General features: G+C 68.2%; 14 protein-coding genes. 10 read left to right on the top strand and 4 right to left on the bottom strand.

Annotated features, from left to right (window positions below; all coding sequences use genetic code 11):
* The first annotated feature begins 152 nt into the window (after window positions 1–152).
* On the top strand, window positions 153–1,751 hold the full coding sequence (locus ACT53U_RS00425) for an EAL domain-containing protein (RefSeq protein ID WP_476151832.1): 1,599 nt from the start codon (window positions 153–155) through the stop codon (window positions 1,749–1,751).
* A 38-nt stretch (window positions 1,752–1,789) separates the two neighbouring features.
* Window positions 1,790–2,626, top strand: coding sequence for an EamA family transporter (locus ACT53U_RS00430; RefSeq protein WP_476151834.1), 837 nt, complete (start codon window positions 1,790–1,792; stop codon window positions 2,624–2,626).
* A gap of 53 nt (window positions 2,627–2,679) precedes the next feature.
* Here the strand turns inward: ACT53U_RS00430 and ACT53U_RS00435 are convergent, their stop codons facing one another.
* A complete protein-coding gene (locus ACT53U_RS00435; RefSeq protein WP_476151835.1) occupies window positions 2,680–2,979 on the bottom strand; it encodes a hypothetical protein in 300 nt (99 codons plus the stop codon).
* A 478-nt stretch (window positions 2,980–3,457) separates the two neighbouring features.
* On the opposite strand from ACT53U_RS00435, the gene ACT53U_RS00440 reads away from it, so the two are divergent.
* Window positions 3,458–3,595 (top strand): hypothetical protein, encoded by a 138-nt coding sequence (locus tag ACT53U_RS00440; protein ID WP_476151837.1) that lies wholly within the window; start codon window positions 3,458–3,460, stop codon window positions 3,593–3,595.
* 385 nt (window positions 3,596–3,980) lie between these two features.
* Entirely contained in the window at window positions 3,981–7,457 is a 3,477-nt protein-coding gene (dnaE, locus tag ACT53U_RS00445; RefSeq protein ID WP_476151838.1) for a DNA polymerase III subunit alpha, read from the top strand.
* Window positions 7,458–7,492: 35 nt separating this feature from the next.
* On the opposite strand, the gene ACT53U_RS00450 is transcribed toward dnaE, so the two are convergent.
* Window positions 7,493–8,839: an Hsp70 family protein gene (locus ACT53U_RS00450; protein WP_476151840.1), complete on the bottom strand. Its 1,347-nt coding sequence runs from the start codon at window positions 8,837–8,839 to the stop codon at window positions 7,493–7,495.
* Between the two features lie 194 nt (window positions 8,840–9,033).
* Window positions 9,034–9,495: a preQ(1) synthase gene (gene queF / locus ACT53U_RS00455; protein WP_476151842.1), complete on the bottom strand. Its 462-nt coding sequence runs from the start codon at window positions 9,493–9,495 to the stop codon at window positions 9,034–9,036.
* Window positions 9,496–9,623: 128 nt separating this feature from the next.
* Between queF and eno the strand changes: the two genes are divergently transcribed.
* Complete coding sequence (gene eno / locus ACT53U_RS00460; protein WP_476137003.1) at window positions 9,624–10,901, top strand: phosphopyruvate hydratase; 1,278 nt, start codon at window positions 9,624–9,626, stop codon at window positions 10,899–10,901.
* A 316-nt stretch (window positions 10,902–11,217) separates the two neighbouring features.
* Here eno and ACT53U_RS00465 read toward each other — a convergent pair whose 3' ends face one another.
* A complete protein-coding gene (locus tag ACT53U_RS00465; protein WP_476151844.1) occupies window positions 11,218–11,994 on the bottom strand; it encodes a hypothetical protein in 777 nt (258 codons plus the stop codon).
* Between the two features lie 218 nt (window positions 11,995–12,212).
* Between ACT53U_RS00465 and ACT53U_RS00470 the strand changes: the two genes are divergently transcribed.
* The 5 genes from ACT53U_RS00470 (at window position 12,213) to lpdA (ending at window position 18,244) form a co-directional block, all read left to right on the top strand.
* Entirely contained in the window at window positions 12,213–12,554 is a 342-nt protein-coding gene (locus ACT53U_RS00470; RefSeq protein WP_476151845.1) for an FtsB family cell division protein, read from the top strand.
* Between the two features lie 167 nt (window positions 12,555–12,721).
* Window positions 12,722–13,735, top strand: a complete 1,014-nt coding sequence (gene pdhA / locus ACT53U_RS00475) for a pyruvate dehydrogenase (acetyl-transferring) E1 component subunit alpha (RefSeq protein ID WP_476151847.1) — start codon at window positions 12,722–12,724, stop codon at window positions 13,733–13,735.
* 12 nt (window positions 13,736–13,747) lie between these two features.
* Window positions 13,748–15,103 (top strand): pyruvate dehydrogenase complex E1 component subunit beta, encoded by a 1,356-nt coding sequence (locus ACT53U_RS00480; RefSeq protein ID WP_476151848.1) that lies wholly within the window; start codon window positions 13,748–13,750, stop codon window positions 15,101–15,103.
* Window positions 15,104–15,188: 85 nt separating this feature from the next.
* A complete protein-coding gene (locus tag ACT53U_RS00485; protein WP_476151849.1) occupies window positions 15,189–16,532 on the top strand; it encodes a pyruvate dehydrogenase complex dihydrolipoamide acetyltransferase in 1,344 nt (447 codons plus the stop codon).
* Between the two features lie 299 nt (window positions 16,533–16,831).
* Window positions 16,832–18,244 (top strand): dihydrolipoyl dehydrogenase, encoded by a 1,413-nt coding sequence (lpdA, locus tag ACT53U_RS00490; RefSeq protein WP_476151850.1) that lies wholly within the window; start codon window positions 16,832–16,834, stop codon window positions 18,242–18,244.
* The last annotated feature ends 25 nt before the right edge of the window (window positions 18,245–18,269 follow it).

Raw genomic sequence — 18,269 nt, forward strand, 5'->3', positions numbered from 1 at the left:
CCGAGGGTGGACCGCATCGCGTGCGAAAGCAATCGAGCCGAGCGTCGCAAACGCCCGGAATTCGGCGCCTTCCGGCCGTTCCGTCGGCTGCGTTCAGTCCCTGTTTACCACGTGCGTCCAAACTCGCCGGCGAACGGGGATCGGATCGAACGGTGACCAGTCGCGGCCTTCTTCTTCTCTCGGCGATCGGCATTGCCGTGATCATCGGCGTCGCGCCCTTCGTGCTCGGTCACTGGGTGCTGACGACCCATGCCGAACGCTTCGGTCGCGACGAGATCTCCGCCGTCGCCGCCCGCCAGCTCGAGCGCGCCGAAGTCGTCGTCGCCGAGGCGATCTCGGTGCTGCGCGAGGCCGATCGCGCCGGCCTGTCGACCTGCCGACCGGAAGATCTCGCGCTGCTCGGCGAGAAGGCGGCGCGTTCGCAGTACATCCGCCGTATCGGCATCGTCGACGCCACCGGCCTGCCGATGTGTTTCGACCCGCCGCCGGCCCGCCGCCGCGGCGCCGCGCTGTTCCGCCCCGATCCCGCCCGCGCCGTGACGCTCGCCGTGCTCGACCCCGAGGTCGTGCCGGATGCCGCCAAGGGGACGGTCGTCGTCGCCTGGCGCACGTCGGTCGGTGTCCATCTCGTCGCCGAGATCGCCCCCTCGATGCTCGACCTCGACGGCGGCGCCGCCTATCTCCGCGGCTCCCGCTCGGTGACGGTGGAGCTCGGCGGTGGCGTCTGGGCCGCCTGGGGCGGCCGCACCGACCAGGGCGAGGCGATGGTGGCGGAGGCGCGCTCCGACTATTTCCCGCTCACCGTCCGCGTCGAGGTCTCTCACGCGGGCGTGGCGGAACTCGTCCGTCCGCTCGAGGCGACGCTGGCGATCGGTTCGATCGCCTCGACCGTGGTCCTGATCGGCTTCTCGCTCTGGCTCTTCCGCAAGCCGACGTCGGAAGTCGACGACGAGATCGCCGTGGCGCTCGGCCGCGCCGAGTTCGAGCCCTATTTCCAGCCGGTGATGAACATCGACACCGGCCGCATCGAGGGCTGCGAGATGCTGGCGCGCTGGATCCGGCCGGACGGCACCACCGTCTCGCCCGGCGCCTTCATGCCCTATGTCGAGAGCTCCGGCCACGTCTTCGAGATGACGCGCCAGCTGATGCGCAAGTCGCTCACCGCGCTGGGCACCTTCTATGCCGCCAACCCCGAGCTCAAGCTGTCGATCAACCTCTTCGCCGGCCATTTCGACGATCACCAGATCATCGAGGACATCGAGGCGATCTTCGGCGGCGGGCCGATCGCCTACGATCAGCTGGTCTTCGAGGTGACCGAACGCTATCCGCTGCGCGACGTGCCGCAGGCCCGCCGCATCATCGCCGAGATGCACACGCTCGGCTGCCGCGTCGCCCTCGACGACACCGGCACCGGCCACGGCGGTCTCGCCTACATCCAACAGCTCGGCATCGACATCGTGAAGATCGACAAGATGTTCGTCGATGCGATGGGCGCCGACCTCGGCGCCTCGACGATCGTCGACGTGCTGGTCGAACTCGCCAACTCGCTCGACATGGGCGTCGTCGCCGAGGGCGTCGAGACCCAGGAGCAGCTCGAGCGCCTGCGCGCCAAGGGCGTGACCTCGGCGCAGGGGTACGTCTTCGCCCCCGCCCTGCCGGCCGCTCTCTTCGTCGACCTCGCCGCCTCGATGGTGCGCCCGCACCTCGAGTTCGACGACGACGATCTGGCCGAAGCGGAAGACGCCGCCTGACCCCTTGTCTTTGCCGGCGAACGAGGTGACGAAGAGCCATGAGTCTCTTCGTCTTCCTCGCCGTGCTCGCCGCAGCCGCCGTCCATGCCGGCTGGAACGCCCTCGTCAAGAGCGCGGCCGACAAGGCGACGACCACCGTTCTGGTCGCCGCCGGCTCCGGCCTGCTCGGCCTCGTCGTCGCGCCCTTCCTGCCGCCGCCCGCACCCGCCGCCTGGCCCTGGCTCGCGGCCTCGGCGGTGTTGCAGGTGATCTATTTCGCGCTGATGGCGGGGGCCTACCGCCTCGTCGACCTGACCGTCGCCTATCCGCTGATGCGCGGCGCCGCCCCGGTGATCGTGGCGATCGCCGGCGTCGGCGTCTTCGGCGAGGTTCCTTCGACCGCCGGCTGGATCGGCGTGGTGATGGTCGGCGCCGGCATCGGCGGCCTCGTCTTCGCCGGTCGTGGCCGCGGCAGTCTCGGGGGCATCGCGCTGGCGCTGCTCAACGCACTCTTCATCGCCGGCTACACCATCACCGATGGCCAGGGCGTTCGCCTCTCCGGCTCGCCGATCGCCTATGCGCTGTGGGGCGCGGCACTCGCCGCCCTGCCGCTGGTCGGCTGGAGCCTCGCCACCCGCCCGGCGCAGATCGTCGCGGCCCTGAAGGGCAGGGCGGCGATCGGCCTCCTCGGCGGCATCGCGTCGATGGTCTCCTACGGCGTCGCCGTCTGGGCGATGACGCAGGCCCCGGTGGCGCTGGTGGCGGCGCTGCGCGAGACGTCGATCGTCTTCGCCCTGATCCTCGGCCGCGTCCTCTTCCGCGAACGCGTCGGCCTGGTCCACGTCGCCGCAGTGACGGTGGTGGTCGCCGGCGTCGTGATGTTGCGGGGCGGGTGAGGTGATGGTGGGAGGCGGTTCGCGATCGGGTGATCCGCCGAACGGTGACGCGCTCACGACGTCTCGCCGGTTTCCTGATCCTCGATGACGATGTTCGCCTGTTCGAGACGGATGGTGAGTTCGTCGATCTTCTTCGTGGTGATGTCCTCGCCGCTCGGCGACCGCAGAGTCGCCCCGGCTCTGAACCACGCGATCTCCTGCCGAAGGAACGCGCGCTCGGTGACCGCCCAGTTGAACAGCTTGCGCGTCATGTCCGCCTCCTGCGGTCGTGTTCCCCGAGCGAAGGTTGCCGCCGTCTGCTGAGCAGGCAGCGCCGTCGTGTGGTCACCCGGGACGGCGTTCGTTCGGGCCACGCACCCGTTCGCGCTGCCGCGACGCCGTCGCCTTGTCCATTCGAAACCTATCATACGCCGCTCCGGAGCATCTCGCTCGGTCGTGTCGACATCGACGACGTCTCCCGATCCGCTCGGTGACGACCACGATCTGCCCGAGAGCGTCCCGCCCGACCGTCGCCTCCGCCGCCGCGTTCTGCCGGGAACCCGTTCACGAAGTCCGACCCGGCCGAGATCCACCACATCCTCGAGCCTCGCTGCGAGTGCAGGGTCCCGCTGGCGAGCCCGTCCCCGACCCGAGGCCAAGTTGCTGCGCCCGGCCCCCGCTGCGGGATCCGGTGCCGTTGCCGATCCCGGTTCCCGCAGCCGAGCCCTGGGTCTGCTGTCGAGTCCGTGGCCGCGCGCCGAGCGCCCGGCGCGATTCCCTCGGCCATCCCTTCTCGAAAATCAGTTCTTGACGACGGAACAAAACACGAACATAGTTGTGGATATCCGGTGGATGAAAGCGGAGGAGATGGACATGGGAAACGCTGTTCGTGGTCTCGCTCGGGATGCCTTTTCGCTGGGCGCCGTCGTGTCCTTCGTCGCCATGATCGCCATGTGGGGCGAAGCGATCGGAAAAGCTGCATTTTACTGAGAACATATCACGAACCCTTGTGGCACGAAAGGGTGCGGCGGGTTCGAAGATCGCATCTGGCCGCGGTGTCGCGGGAGAGGCGAGGTCGCGAGGAGGGCAGGGCCTCGCGGACGAGGTCGATCCGCAGCGGGGTCGCTCGAGGTGGGTGCTCGGCCGGTGAGGCGCGCGACGGCAGGGTGCGCCCATGCCGAGCACGCCCGGCCGGTTGCCCGATCGATCTGTCGAGGTCCGATGGCGCGTCCGGTCGCCCGGCGGACGCGTCGCGGGATAACGGGGATGACCCCTCCGTCGCGCCGCCTCGCGAGCGGTCCGTGGTTTGATCCGCTTTCGCCCGGCGCTAGTTTGAACGCTTCGGATGAACGCGAGTCGTCGCGAGGAGGGTGTCATGGCCGAGGGAACGGCGACCGAGAGCGCGAAGGCCGGCGTCGGCTTCGTGCATCTGCGCTGCCATTCGGCCTATTCGCTGCTCGAGGGCGCCATGCCGCTCGGCCGGCTGCTCGACCTCGCCAAGGCCGATCATCAGCCGGCGATGGGGCTCTGCGACACCGGCAATCTCTTCGGCGCGCTGGAATTCTCCGAGAAGGCGACCGACAAGGGCATCCAGCCGATCGCCGCCTGCCAGATCGCCGTCGATTTCGTCGACCAGACCGCGGAGCCCGGCCGCCGCCCGGTGATGCACGAGCGTCTGCCGAGCCTCGTCTTCATCGCCCGCGACGAGCACGGCTGGGAGAACCTCGTCCGCCTCGTCTCGCGCTCCTATACCGGCACCGAAGGCGCCGAGCCGCCGCATGTCGAGCCCGACGATCTCGCCGAGTTCCACGAGGGCCTGATCGTGCTGACCGGCGGGCCGACCGGCCCGATCGATCGGGCGATCGTCGGCGGCCGCACCGATCTCGCCCGCAAGCGGGTCGAGACGCTCGCTGCGATCTTCGGCGATCGGCTCTATGTCGAGATCCAGCGCCACGGCCTCGAGGAGGAGAAGATCGCCGAGCCGGCGCTGATCGACATCGCCTACGACCTCGGCCTGCCGCTGGTCGCCACCAATGAGCCCTTCTTCGCCGTCCGCGACGACTTCGAGGCCCATGACGCGCTGATCGCCATCGCCGAGGGGCGCGTCATCGCCGAGGAAGACCGCCGCCGGCTGACGCCCGAGCACTATTTCAAGTCGCGCGCCGAGATGGTGAAGCTCTTCGCCGACTTGCCCGAGGCGCTCGCCTCGACCATCGAGATCGCCCGGCGCTGCGCCTATCGCACGGTGAAACGAAAGCCGCTGCTGCCGCGCTTCACCGGTTCGGGTGCCGACGCCGAGGCGGCGGAGGCGCGCGAGCTGCGTGCACAGGCGACGGCCGGTCTCGACCGCCGCATCGCCGCCCACGGCATCGCACCGGGCCTCACCGAGCAGGACTACCGCGACCGGCTCGAGTTCGAGCTCGGCATCATCGAGAAGATGAAGTTTCCCGGCTACTTCCTGATCGTGTCGGACTTCATCAAGTGGGCCAAGGCCCACGGCATTCCGGTCGGCCCGGGCCGCGGTTCGGGCGCGGGCTCGCTGGTGGCGTGGTGTCTGACGATCACCGACCTCGATCCGCTGCGTTTCGCGCTGCTCTTCGAGCGCTTCCTCAATCCCGAACGCGTGTCGATGCCCGACTTCGACATCGACTTCTGCCAGGACCGCCGCGAAGAGGTCATTCGCTACGTCCAGGAGAAATACGGCCGCGATCAGGTCGCCCAGATCATCACCTTTGGTTCGCTCCAGGCGCGCGCCGTGCTGCGCGACGTCGGCCGCGTGCTGCAGATGCCCTATGGCCAGGTCGACCGGCTCTGCAAGCTGGTGCCGCAGAACCCGGCCAATCCGGTGACGCTGAAGCAGGCGCTCGAGGGCGAACCCAAGCTTCAGGAGGCGCGGGCGGAAGAGCCGATCGTCGAGCGGCTCCTCGACATCTCGCTGAAGCTCGAGGGCCTCTATCGCCACGCCTCGACCCACGCCGCCGGCGTGGTGATCGGCGACCGGCCGCTCGACCGGCTGGTGCCGCTCTACCGCGATCCGCGCTCCGACATGCCGGTCACCCAGTACAACATGAAATGGGTGGAGAGCGCCGGCCTGGTGAAGTTCGACTTCCTCGGCCTGAAGACGCTGACGACGCTGCAGACCGGCGTGAAGCTGATCGAACGCAAAGGGGTGAACGTCGATCTCGCTGCCCTGCCGCTCGACGATCCGCCGACCTACGCGCTCCTGGCCAAGGGCGAGACGGTCGGCGTGTTCCAGCTGGAATCGACCGGCATGCGCAAGGCGATCGCCGACATCGAGCCGGATCGCTTCGAGGACATCATCGCGCTGGTCGCGCTCTACCGGCCGGGCCCGATGGCCAACATCCCGGTCTACGGCGCGCGCAAGCGCGGCGAGGAAAAGCCCGACTATATGCATCCGCTCCTGGAGCCGGTGCTGAAGGAGACCTTCGGCATCATCGTCTACCAGGAGCAGGTGATGCAGATCGCGCAGATCCTCTCCGGCTATTCGCTCGGCGAAGCCGATCTTCTGCGCCGCGCCATGGGCAAGAAGATCAAGGCGGAGATGGACACCCAGCGCATCCGCTTCGTCGACGGCGCCCTGAAACAGGGGCTGACGAAGGAGCATGCCGATACGATCTTCGACCTGCTCGCCAAGTTCGCCGACTACGGCTTCAACAAGAGCCACGCCGCCGCCTACGCGCTGGTCGCCTATCACACCGCCTGGATGAAGGCGAACTATCCCGTCGAGTTCCTCGCCGCGACCATGACGCTCGACATGGGCAACACCGACAAGCTGGCGGATTTCCGCCGCGAGGCGATGCGGCTCGGGATTTCTGTCATCCCCCCGTCGATCAATCGCTCGCGCGAATATTTCGACGTCCAGGACGGCGCCATCGTCTATTCGCTTGCTGCCGTGAAGGGCGTCGGCGGTCAGGCGGTCGAACATCTGGTGGCGGCGCGTGGCGACAGGCCGTTCCGCGATCTCTCCGACTTCGCCCACCGGATCGACCCCAAGCAGCTCAACAAACGCACGCTCGAGAGCCTGGTGGCGGCCGGCGCCTTCGACGAGCTTGAGAAGGACCGCGGTCGCGTCGCCGAGGCACTCGACACGATCGTCGCAGCCGCCGCGCGGGTGCGCGAGGACATGAATGCGGGCCAGGGCGCGCTCTTCGGCGGCACCGCCTCGGTCGAGCCGATCCGTCTGCCGGCGACCGGCTCGTGGACGACGTCGGAGCGGCTGCAGAAGGAACATTCGGCGATCGGCTTCTACCTCTCCGCCCATCCGCTCGACGAATATCGCGGCGTGCTCGAGAAGATGCGCGTGCAGATGTGGGCGGAGTTCCAGGCCTCGGTGAAGCGCGGCGCCAACTTCGGCCGTCTCGCCGGCACGGTGACCAGTCGTCAGGAGCGAAAGACCAAGACCGGCAACAAGATGGGCATCGTCCGCATGTCCGATCCGACCGGCTCCTACGAGGCGGTGATCTTCTCGGAAGGTCTGGCGCAGTACCGCGATCTGCTCGAGACCGGCCAGTCGGTCGTGGTCTATGCCGCCGCGGAGGAGCGTGCCGAAGGCGTCTCGGTCCGTATCGAGAAGGTCGAACCGCTCGATGCGCTGGCGGCGCGCGAGAGCCAGAATCTGCGGCTCTTCCTGCGTGATGCCAAGCCGGTCGACGGGGTCGCACGTCAGCTCGAAGCGATCGGGCGCGGCGAGGGCGAGGTGAGCTTCGTCCTGATGCTCGACGAGGGCGCCCGCGAGATCGAGGTGAAGCTCTCGGGCAAGTACCGCGTCTCGCCGCAGGTCGCCGGCAGCCTGCGGGCGTTGCCGGGCGTGGAGCTGGTCCAGCTGGTGTGACGCCGTCGAGGCGCCGGACACGCCCGCGCTGCCCCTCAGGCCGCAGCCGGGGTCTCGCGCACGGTCCAGCGCGCGATGTCCTCCTCGGCGCCGATCAGGGCGAGACCATAGGCGATCGACAGGAGCTGGTCGCCGGTCTCTATCCGGGAGGCGCCGAAACGGTCTTCGAAGAGGCGCCTGACGGCCGGCACGAACGACGTGCCGCCGGTGAGGAAGACGCGGTCGATCTCGTGATCGGCGAGCCCGGCGCGGGTGATCGCCTCCTCGAAGGACGCGCGGATCTTCTCGAGATCGCCGGCGATCCAGCTCTCGAAATCGGCGCGGCGCACGGTCTCCTCGATCGCGATGTCGCGATGGCGGAAGACGAGCTTCGCCTCGTCGGCGCGCGAGAGTGCGGTCTTGACGTCGTTGACGGCGCGATAGAGCGGATAGCCGAGATCTTCCTCGATCACTTCGATCAGCTGCTCGAGCCCGGTCGGATCCTCGGCGGCGGCGGCGAGGCGACCGAGTTCGCGCAAGGTCTCACCGGTCTTCATGATCGCGAGGCGGTTCCAGCGGGCGAAGTCGGCGAAATAGTGGGTCGGCACGTCGAGCCACTTGCCGAAGCTCTTGTAGCGGCTGCCCTTGCCGAGGCGGGGGCTGACGACGCGATCGATGATGCGGTAGTCGAAGCCGTCGCCGGCGACGCCGACACCCGTTTGTGCGAGCGGGTGGGCATGGACCCCGTCGGTGCCGACGGTGAAGCGGACGATGGAGAAGTCCGACGTGCCGCCGCCGAAGTCGGCGACGAGGACGGTGGCGTCCTTCTTCAGCCCGCGCGCGAACCAGAAGGCGGCGGCGACGGGCTCGTGGACGTAGTGGACCTCGTCGAAGCCGGCCGCGCGGAAGGCGTCGTCGTAGCGCGCCTGGGCGAGCAGCGGATCGGGCGCGGCGCCGGCCCAGGTGACCGGCCGGCCCACGACCAGACGGCGCGGCAGGGGCGACACGTCGGGGGCGGCATGGTCGGCGAAGCGCCCGAGGAAGGTCGACAGCAGATCCTCGAAGCGGAAGGCGCGGCCGTGAACGCTGGTCGAGCGGAAGGACGCGCTCGCCGCGAAGGTCTTGAACGATTGCAGGAATCGCGAGCCTTCTGGGCTCTCGACGAAATGGGCGATGGCCCAGGGGCCGGCCTCGACCAGGGTGCGGCGCGTGTCGCGGCTGCCCTCGGTCCAGAAGTCCAGCGCCGAGCGGAAGACCGAATGGGTGACGTCCGCGTCCGGGAAGGTCACCGGCACGACTCGACCGGGATGGACGGGGTCGGCGAGCGCCGCGACCGAGTTGGTGGTGCCGAAGTCGAGGCCGAGCGTGGGGCGCGATGCGGCGGCGGATCGGGCACGAGCCATGGGGCGGTCTCCTCGAGGGGCGGGCGGACGCGTCGGCGATCGGTCGGCGGAGCCGACGGACGGAAACGTCTGCGGGGGGAAAGGGCGCGCACCATAGTCGGCAGGGCCGCGGGGTCAAGGCGGAAAGACGCGCGCGGCGAAATCCGAGCCGAACGGCCGGCGCTTCCCGCCGACCGTTCGGGGCGATCGCCGCCTCAGCCGCGCCCGCGGTAGGGTGCGACGCCCTGGTCGGGGATCCACAGATCGGCGGGCTGCGGGCCGGTCGCCCAGAAGACGTCGATCGGGATGCCGCCGCGCGGATACCAGTAGCCACCGATGCGCAGCCAATGCGGTGCGATCAGCTCGGCGATCTTCCGCCCGATCGCCACCGTGCAGTCCTCGTGGAAGGCACCGTGGTTGCGGAACGAGGCGAGGTAGAGCTTCAGCGACTTCGATTCCACCAGCCAGCCGTCCGGCACGTAGTCGATGACGAGATGGGCGAAGTCGGGTTGGCCGGTCACCGGGCAGAGCGAGGTGAATTCCGGCGCGGTGAAGCGGGCGAGATAGCGCGTGTCGGCCTGCGGGTTCGGCACACGGTCGAGCCGGGCGGCCTCGGGCGAGGTGGGCCATTCGCTGGCCTTGCCCAGTTGCAGGCCGGTCGCGTCGATTTCGGTCATGGCGGGTTCCGTCCTTCGTCTCGTGATTCCGGTTGCATACGGCTCTTGCCGGGCTGGAAACGGGGCTTCCGCTCGGCTATAGCAGCGACCGAACCCGAGTTCATCTCGTATCAGGAGAGGCAACGCACATGACCGCCATCGTCGACATCGTCGGCCGCCAGATTCTCGACAGCCGCGGCAATCCCACCGTCGAGGTGGACGTCGTTCTGGAAGACGGCTCCTTCGGCCGCGCCGCCGTTCCGTCGGGCGCCTCGACCGGTGCCCACGAGGCGGTCGAACTGCGCGACGGCGACAAGTCGGTCTATCTCGGCAAGGGCGTGCTCAAGGCCGTCGAAGCCGTCAACACCGAAATCTTCGACGCCGTTTCCGGCTTCGACGCCGAGGACCAGATCCAGATCGATGCGACGATGATCGCCCTCGACGGCACCCCGAACAAGGCACGTCTCGGCGCCAATGCGATCCTCGGTGTCTCGCTCGCCGTCGCCAAGGCCGCCGCCCAGGCCGCCGGTCTGCCGCTCTATCGCTACGTCGGCGGCCCCAACGCCCGCGTGCTGCCGGTGCCGATGATGAACATCATCAACGGCGGCGTGCATGCCGACAACCCGATCGACTTCCAGGAATTCATGATCATGCCGGCGGGTCTGCCGACCTTCGCCGAGGGCCTGCGCGCCGGTGCCGAGATCTTCCACACGCTGAAGAGCGAGCTGAAGAAGGCCGGTCACAACACCAACGTCGGTGACGAGGGCGGCTTCGCGCCGAACCTGAAGTCGGCCGAGGCGGCGCTCGACTTCGTCATGGCGGCGATCGAGAAGGCCGGCTACGCGCCGGGCAAGGACGTGTACCTCGCGGCCGACTGCGCCTCGACCGAGTTCTTCAAGGACGGCAAGTACGTCTACGAAGGCGAGAAGAAGACCCGCGATTCCAAGGCCCAGGCCAAGTATCTCGCCAAGCTCGCCGCCGCCTATCCGATCATCTCGATCGAAGACGGCATGGCCGAGGACGACTGGGAGGGCTGGAAGTATCTGACCGACCTGATCGGCGACAAGGTGCAGCTGGTCGGCGACGATCTGTTCGTGACCAATTCCAAGCGTCTCGCCGAAGGCATCAAGTCGGGCACGGCCAACTCGATCCTGGTCAAGGTCAACCAGATCGGCTCGCTGACCGAGACGCTCGAGGCGGTCGAGATGGCGCACAAGGCCGGCTACACCGCGGTGATGTCGCATCGCTCGGGCGAGACCGAGGATTCGACCATTGCGGATCTGGCGGTCGCGACCAACTGCGGACAGATCAAGACCGGCTCGCTCGCCCGTTCGGACCGGCTCGCCAAGTACAACCAGCTGCTCCGCATCGAGGAACAGCTCGGCGACGCCGCGCGCTACGCGGGGCTCTCGATCCTCAAGGCGTGAGCGGTTCGCTCGCACGAGACATGACGACGGCGGCCTTCGGGCCGCCGTTTTCGTTTCGGCGAGAGGGAGGCGAGGGCTTCGGCGAGGGACGTTCCCCCCTTCTCCCCTCCGTGGGAGAAGGTGCCCCGCAGGGGCGGATGAGGGGCGCGCGCCGCAAGGCGCGAGAGCCCGCGGCCGTCGACGCCTTGCGTGCTGTCGCACGCGCCCCTCATCCGGCCTTCGGCCACCTTCTCCCGCGAGGGGAGAAGGGAAGGGGTGCTCGCGGCTAAGACGGGGCCGACGTCGGTCGCGGTGGCCGGCGCGCCACACCCCCGCCTCACGGCATCGGCTTCTTGTAGATCTTCTGGAAGAGGGCGCCGGCCTGGGTCTGGGCGGCGGCACGGTCTTCCGCGGCGAGGGACTGGTCGCAGTCGATACGGACGTTGTCGCGGTCCGATTGATCGACCCTGGGATGGCCCGAGGACGCGATCACCAGCCTCCAGATGCAGGCCTTGAGGTCGTCGATCGGTTCGACGCCGGTGCAGCCGTCGACGAAACACCATGCCATGTTGCGCTGGCTCTGATAGTCGCCGGAAAGCGCTGCCGCCTCCTCGGCGCGATAGGTCGCGACCTGTTCCTTCGTCGGGTTGTCGATCCGTTGCGGCAGTTCCTCGGCGAGGCTCTTGACGGGGATGAAGGCGTTGCGCCGGCCCGTCGCCAGCGGCTGATTGCACAGCGCGGCAGACGTCGGCGAGAAGGCGAGCATGCCCGGCCGCGCCCCGCCGCCGGCGAGGAAGCGGGCCTGCGGCTCGATCTCGCCGTCGAGAGTGGAGGTCGCTCGGCGCAGGTCGACGATCAGATCGATGTGGACGCCCCAGCCGTATCGGCGCGCCATCGTGCCCGGCTCGTCGGAGACGATGGCGCGGATGCGCTCGACGTCGGAGGCGTGGGTGGAGAACAGCGGCCGGCAGGCATTGCGGATCTGGTCGAGCGCCCGGTCGACGTCGACGGAGGAGACCTTGTCGGTATCGATCTCGACGTCGATGTCCGTCGGCTCGCGGCCGCAGGCCACGAGACCGACGAGGAGGAGGGGGACGAGGAGCAGACGACGCATGGTGCGTTCCTCCGAGGGCGCGGACCTTTCGAAGTCGCCGCGATCTTCGCACGGCAAGCGTGAACAAACCGTCGGCGGCGCACCGGCACGAGGCGGCGATCCGTCGAATTTCACCGCTCCCGACGGCTCCGGCAAGGCGGTGTTAACCCTGTGCTGTTCATATGGAAAACCGATCGGGGCCCAGAAGGGCGTTCTCGAGTAGGGGTCCAGCGTATCTCATGTCTACCCGTCAGCGTCGCAAGTCCTGGATCCGCCCACTGATCGTTCCGGCCATCGCGCTCGCCTTCTCGGGCTATTTCGCCTGGCACGGCTGGCACGGCTCCTTCGGCATCGAGGCGCGCCGTCAGCTCGCGGTCGAAGCGACCCGTCTCGACGAGGAGCTCGACAAGGTCCGCAAGGAGCGCAGGCTGATCGAGCATCGCGTCACCCTGCTGCGCTCCTCCAGCCTCGAGAGCGACATGCTCGACGAGCGCGCGCGGGAGATTCTCGGCTTCGCAAATGCGAAGGAAATTGCCATCGTCGCGAGTGCACCGCAGCATGTTTGGATGAACCGGAAATGAGTTGATCAACTCGAATCAACCGAATTCGAGTTCAATGTCATTTTCATGTTGCATTGCAGTGATTTGAAACGTACTTCACCGGCAAATTCGCGCACTTGCGCGTGGCACGCTTCGCTCTATCCTCCGTCGCACGCCGGCCGCTCGAGACGGCATGCAGGGAGAACGCGATGGCTGCCCCGAAGTCTTCCAAATCCAAGGCACCGGTCGAGACCGGTCCCGCGCCCTTCGACCGCGACGAAGAGCTCGCCGCCTACCGCAACATGCTTCTCATCCGCCGCTTCGAAGAGAAGGCCGGCCAGATGTACGGCATGGGCCTGATCGGCGGCTTCTGCCACCTCTACATCGGCCAGGAAGCCGTCGTCGTCGGCATGCAGATGGCGATGAAGCAGGGCGACCAGTTCATCACCTCCTACCGCGACCACGGCCACATGTTGGCCGCCGGCATGGAAGCCAAGGGCGTCATGGCCGAGCTGACCGGCCGGCGCGGCGGCTATTCCAAGGGCAAGGGCGGCTCGATGCACATGTTCAGCGTCGAGAAGGCCTTCTACGGCGGCCACGGCATCGTCGGCGCCCAGGTGCCGCTCGGCACCGGCCTCGCCTTCGCCAACAAGTACAAGAAGAACGGCCTCGTCTCGGTCGCCTTCTTCGGCGACGGCGCCGCCAACCAGGGTCAGGTCTACGAGAGCTTCAACATGGCGGAGCTGTGGAAGCTCCCCGTGATCTACGTGATCGAGAACAACCGCTACGCCATGGGCACCGCGGTGACGCGCTCTTCGTCGCAGATCGACTTCTCCAAGCGCGGCGTGTCCTTCGGCATCCCCGGCGAGCAGGTCGACGGCATGGACGTCCGCGCAGTGCGCGAGGCCTCCGCCCGCGCCTTCGAATACGCCCGTTCGGGCCAGGGTCCCTACATCCTCGAGATGATGACCTACCGCTATCGCGGCCACTCCATGTCCGACCCGGCCAAGTACCGGTCGAAGGAGGAGGTCCAGAAGATGCGCAACGAGCACGACCCGATCGAGCAGGTCCGTGCCCGTCTCCTCGCGTCGGGGCTGGCCACCGAGGACGAACTCAAGGTGCTCGACGCCGAGGTCCGCACCGTCGTCCAGGAAGCCGCCGACTTCGCCCAGACCGATCCCGAGCCGGACGTCTCCGAGCTCTGGACCGACATCGTGCGCTGAGGAGAAGCGATCATGGCCGTAGAAATTCTCATGCCCGCGCTCTCCCCGACGATGGAAGAGGGCAAGCTCGCCAAGTGGCTCAAGGCCGTCGGCGACACCGTGAAGTCCGGCGACGTCATCGCCGAGATCGAGACCGACAAGGCGACGATGGAAGTCGAGGCGATCGACGAGGGCGTCCTCTCGGCGATCCTCGTTCCCGCCGGCACCGAGGCCGTCAAGGTCAACACGCCGATCGCCGTGATCGGCGCCGACGCCTCCGACACCGCCGCCGGCTCGCCCGCCGCGGCGCCGGCTCCGGCCGCCGCCGCTCCGGCCGCGGCCCCGGCGACCGTCGCCGCCGCGCCGCTCGCCCCCGTCGCGCTCGAGCCGGACTATCCGGCCGGCACGGAGTTCGAGCACAAGACCGTCCGCGAGGCGCTGCGCGAGGCCATGGCGGAAGAGATGCGGCGTGACGCCGAGGTCTTCGTCATGGGCGAGGAGGTCGCCGAGTACCAGGGCGCCTACAAGATCACGCAGGGGCTCCTGCAGGAGTTCGGTGCCGAGCGCGTCATCGACACGCCGATCACCGAGCACGGCTTCGCCGGCCTCGGCGTCGGTGCGGCGCTGGCCGGTCTGAAGCCGATCGTCGAGTTCATGACGTTCAACTTCGCCATGCAGGCGATCGACCACATCATCAACTCGGCAGCCAAGACGCTCTACATGTCCGGCGGCCAGATGGGCTGCCCGATCGTGTTCCGCGGGCCGAACGGCGCCGCCGCCCGCGTCGGCGCCCAGCATTCCCAGGACTACGCCGCCTGGTATGCCCAGATCCCCGGCCTCAAGGTCGTCCAGCCGTGGTCGGCCGCCGACGCCAAGGCGCTGCTCAAGGCCGCGATCCGCGACCCGAACCCGGTGATCTTCCTCGAGAACGAGATCCTCTACGGCCAGTCCTTCGACGTGCCGGTCGGCGACTTCGTCGCCCCGATCGGCAAGGCGAAGATCGTGCGTCCGGGTTCGGACGTGACGCTGGTCTCCTTCGGCATCGGCATGACCTACACGATGAAGGCGGTGGCCGAACTCGAGGCGCTCGGCATCTCGGCCGAGGTGATCGACCTGCGCTCGATCCGTCCGCTCGACATCGAGACGGTGATCCGCTCGGTGCAGAAGACGGGTCGCTGCGTCACGGTGGAAGAGGGCTGGCCGATCTGCTCGATCGGCTCGGAGATCGCCTCGCGGCTGGTCTCGGAGGCCTTCGACTATCTCGACGCCCCGGTTCTCAAGGTGACGGGCAAGGACGTTCCGATGCCCTACGCCGCCAACCTCGAGAAGCTCGCCCTGCCGAACGTCGGCGAGGTGATCGAGGCGGTGCGCGCGGTGACCTACCGCTGATGTCCCGGAGCCGGTCGGGCAACCGATCGGCTTCCCGCCCGGCCGTCACCGGCCGACAGCTCGCGACACGATTTCGGGGGTCTTCATGCCCACCAACATCCTCATGCCCGCGCTCTCTCCCACCATGGAGAAGGGCAATCTCGCCAAGTGGCTCAAGGCCGTCGGCGACACCGTGAAGTCCGGCGACGTCCTCGCCGAGATCGAGACCGACAAGGCGACGATGGAAGTCGAGGCGGTCGACGAGGGTATCCTCGCCGCCATCCTCGTGCCGGCCGGCAGCACCGACGTCGCCGTCAACACGCCGATCGCCGTCATCGCCGGCGAAGGCGAGGACGTCGCCGCCGCCGCCGCTTCCGGTGGTGCCGCTCCGGCCCCCAAGGCCGCTGCTGCCCCGGCGCCTGCCGCGCCTGCTGCTGCCGCCGCTCCGGCGCCCGCCGCGGTTCCCGCCGGCCCAGCCCCGGTCGCCGCCTCCGGCGATCGCATCTTCGCCTCGCCGCTCGCCCGTCGGGTGGCCAAGGAGAAGGGTCTCGATCTGACGAAGATCGCCGGCTCCGGCCCGCGCGGCCGCATCGTCCTGAAGGACGTCGATGCCGCTTCCGCCGCCGGCACCGCCGTCGCCGGGGCGCCTGCCGCGGCGCCGAAGGCGGCCGCTTCTCCGGCCGCCGCCGCGCCGGCGGCTCTGCCGGCCGGTCCGTCGGACGAGGCGGTGCTGAAGCTGTTCGAGCCGGGCTCCTACGAGCTCGTGCCGCACGACGGCATGCGCAAGACCATCGCCAAGCGGCTGATGGAATCGAAGCTGACCGTGCCGCACTTCTACCTGTCGGTCGACGTCGAGCTCGACGCGCTGCTCGCGCTGCGCGCCCAGATCAACGCCGGCGCCCCGGTCAAGGACGGCAAGCCGGCCTTCAAGGTCTCGGTCAACGACTTCGTCATCAAGGGGTTGGCGCTGGCGCTCCAGCGCGTGCCGGATGCCAACGTGTCGTGGACCGACGGCGCGATGGTGAAGCACAAGTACTCCGACGTCGGCGTCGCCGTGTCGATCCCGGGCGGGCTCATCACCCCGGTGGTGCGCAAGGCCGAGCAGAAGTCGCTGTCGACCATCTCCAACGAGATGAAGGACTTCGCGGCGCGCGCCAAGGCCCGCAAGCTGAAGCCGGAAGAGTATCAGGGCGGCTCCACCGCCGTGTCCAACCTCGGCATGTTCGGCATCAAGGACTTCGCCGCCATCATCAACCCGCCGCACGCGACGATCCTGGCGGTCGGCGCGGGCGAGCAGCGGGTGGTGGTCAAGGACGGCGCCCCCGCCGTGGTGACCGCCATGACGGTGACGCTGTCGACCGACCATCGTGCGGTCGACGGTGCGCTCGGCGCCGAACTGATCTCCGCCTTCAAGGCGCTGATCGAAGCGCCGATGTCCATGCTGGTGTGAGGCGAGCCGCGGATCAAACCCTCCCCCTCGCGGGGAGGGTGGACCGCCGCAGGCGGGCCGGGTGGGGGTCTGAAAGCCCGAACGACGGAGGTCCTTCACCCTGAGGTGCGAGCGCGAGCGAGCCTCGAAGGGCGGAGGACCGATGGGCAGAGCCCATAATCGGGCGTGTGATGCGCCCGTCGACGGCTTCGTCCTTCGAGGCCCGGCCTTGCCGGGCACCTCAGGATGAAGCCGAACAGAGAGATCGAATGTCGCGGATCCCGTTCGGATCGACGTGACGGCAGGACGGAGAAAACTCCATGTCTCAATACGACGTCATCGTCATCGGTTCGGGCCCCGGCGGCTACGTGACCGCCATCCGCGCCGCCCAGCTCGGCTTCAAGACCGCCATCGTCGAGGCCAAGCACCTCGGCGGCATCTGCCTCAACTGGGGCTGCATCCCGACCAAGGCGCTGCTGCGCTCGGCCGAGATCTACCAGTTCATGAAGCATGCGGCGAACTTCGGCCTCAAGGTCGACAATCCCGGCTTCGATCTGGAAGCGATCGTCAAGCGTTCGCGCGGCGTCTCCGGTCAGCTCAACACCGGCGTCGGCTTCCTCCTGAAGAAGAACAAGGTCGACGTGATCTGGGGTCGCGCCATCCTGACCAACCCCGGCAACATCGTCGTCACCGGCACCGACAACGCCCCCAAGGGCGCGCTCGGCGGCGGTGAATACGAGGCCAAGCACATCATTCTGGCGACCGGCGCCAAGCCGCGCGTCGTCCCGGGCCTCGAGCCCGACGGCAAGCTGGTGTGGACCTATTTCGACGCGCTGAAGCCGACCTCGCTGCCCAAGACCATGCTGGTCGTCGGCTCGGGTGCCATCGGCATCGAGTTCGCGTCCTTCTACAACGCCCTCGGCGTCGACGTGACGGTGGTCGAGGTCATGGACCGCGTCCTGCCGGTCGAGGACGCCGAGATCTCGGCCGTCGCCAAGAAGAACTTCGAGAAGCTGGGTCTGAAGATCCACGTCGGCACCAAGGTGCTCGGCCTCGTCCGCCATGCCGACAGCGTCACCGCGACGCTCGAGGACAAGGCCGGCGTGCAGCGTCAGGTCGCCGTCGATCGCGTCATCTCGGCGGTCGGCGTCGTCGGCAACGTCGAGAACCTCGGTCTCGAGAAGCTCGGCGTGAAGACCGATCGCGGCTGCGTGGTGATCGACGAGTACGGCCGCTCGAACGTGCCGGGCATCTATGCCATCGGCGACGTCGCCGGCCCGCCGATGCTCGCCCACAAGGGCGAACACGAGGGCATCATCTGCATCGAGGCGATCGCCGGCAAACACCCGCACCCGATGGACAAGCAGAAGATCCCCGCCTGCACCTATTCCCAGCCGCAGGTCTCCTCGGTCGGTCTGACCGAAGAGAAGGCCAAGGCCGCGGGCTACGAGGTCAAGGTCGGCCGCTTCCCCTTCGTCGGCAACGGCAAGGCGATCGCCATGGGCGAGCCGGAGGGCCTGATCAAGGTCGTCTTCGACAAGAAGACCGGCCGCCTGCTCGGCGCCCACATGATCGGTGCGGACGTCACCGAGCTGATCCAGGGCTACGCCATCGCCATGAACCTCGAGACCACCGAGGAGGACCTGATCCACACCGTCTTCCCGCATCCGACCCTGTCGGAAATGATGCACGAGGCGGTGCTGGACAGCGAAGGCCGCGCCATCCACGTCTGACGCCGGACGGCACATCCTGCGAGCG

The organism is Pinisolibacter sp. DMC19 (assembly GCF_056313985.1).

Excerpts from the sequence above, each read along its gene's own strand:
- ACT53U_RS00430 (WP_476151834.1), top strand. The coding sequence starts at position 1,790 with ATGAGTCTCTTCGTCTTCCTCGCCGTGCTCGCCGCAGCCGCCGTCCAT.
- ACT53U_RS00440 (WP_476151837.1), top strand. The coding sequence starts at position 3,458 with ATGAAAGCGGAGGAGATGGACATGGGAAACGCTGTTCGTGGTCTCGCT.
- dnaE (WP_476151838.1), top strand. The coding sequence starts at position 3,981 with ATGGCCGAGGGAACGGCGACCGAGAGCGCGAAGGCCGGCGTCGGCTTC.
- ACT53U_RS00450 (WP_476151840.1), bottom strand. The coding sequence starts at position 8,839 with ATGGCTCGTGCCCGATCCGCCGCCGCATCGCGCCCCACGCTCGGCCTC.
- queF (WP_476151842.1), bottom strand. The coding sequence starts at position 9,495 with ATGACCGAAATCGACGCGACCGGCCTGCAACTGGGCAAGGCCAGCGAA.
- eno (WP_476137003.1), top strand. The coding sequence starts at position 9,624 with ATGACCGCCATCGTCGACATCGTCGGCCGCCAGATTCTCGACAGCCGC.
- ACT53U_RS00465 (WP_476151844.1), bottom strand. The coding sequence starts at position 11,994 with ATGCGTCGTCTGCTCCTCGTCCCCCTCCTCCTCGTCGGTCTCGTGGCC.
- ACT53U_RS00470 (WP_476151845.1), top strand. The coding sequence starts at position 12,213 with ATGTCTACCCGTCAGCGTCGCAAGTCCTGGATCCGCCCACTGATCGTT.
- pdhA (WP_476151847.1), top strand. The coding sequence starts at position 12,722 with ATGGCTGCCCCGAAGTCTTCCAAATCCAAGGCACCGGTCGAGACCGGT.
- ACT53U_RS00480 (WP_476151848.1), top strand. The coding sequence starts at position 13,748 with ATGGCCGTAGAAATTCTCATGCCCGCGCTCTCCCCGACGATGGAAGAG.
- ACT53U_RS00485 (WP_476151849.1), top strand. The coding sequence starts at position 15,189 with ATGCCCACCAACATCCTCATGCCCGCGCTCTCTCCCACCATGGAGAAG.
- lpdA (WP_476151850.1), top strand. The coding sequence starts at position 16,832 with ATGTCTCAATACGACGTCATCGTCATCGGTTCGGGCCCCGGCGGCTAC.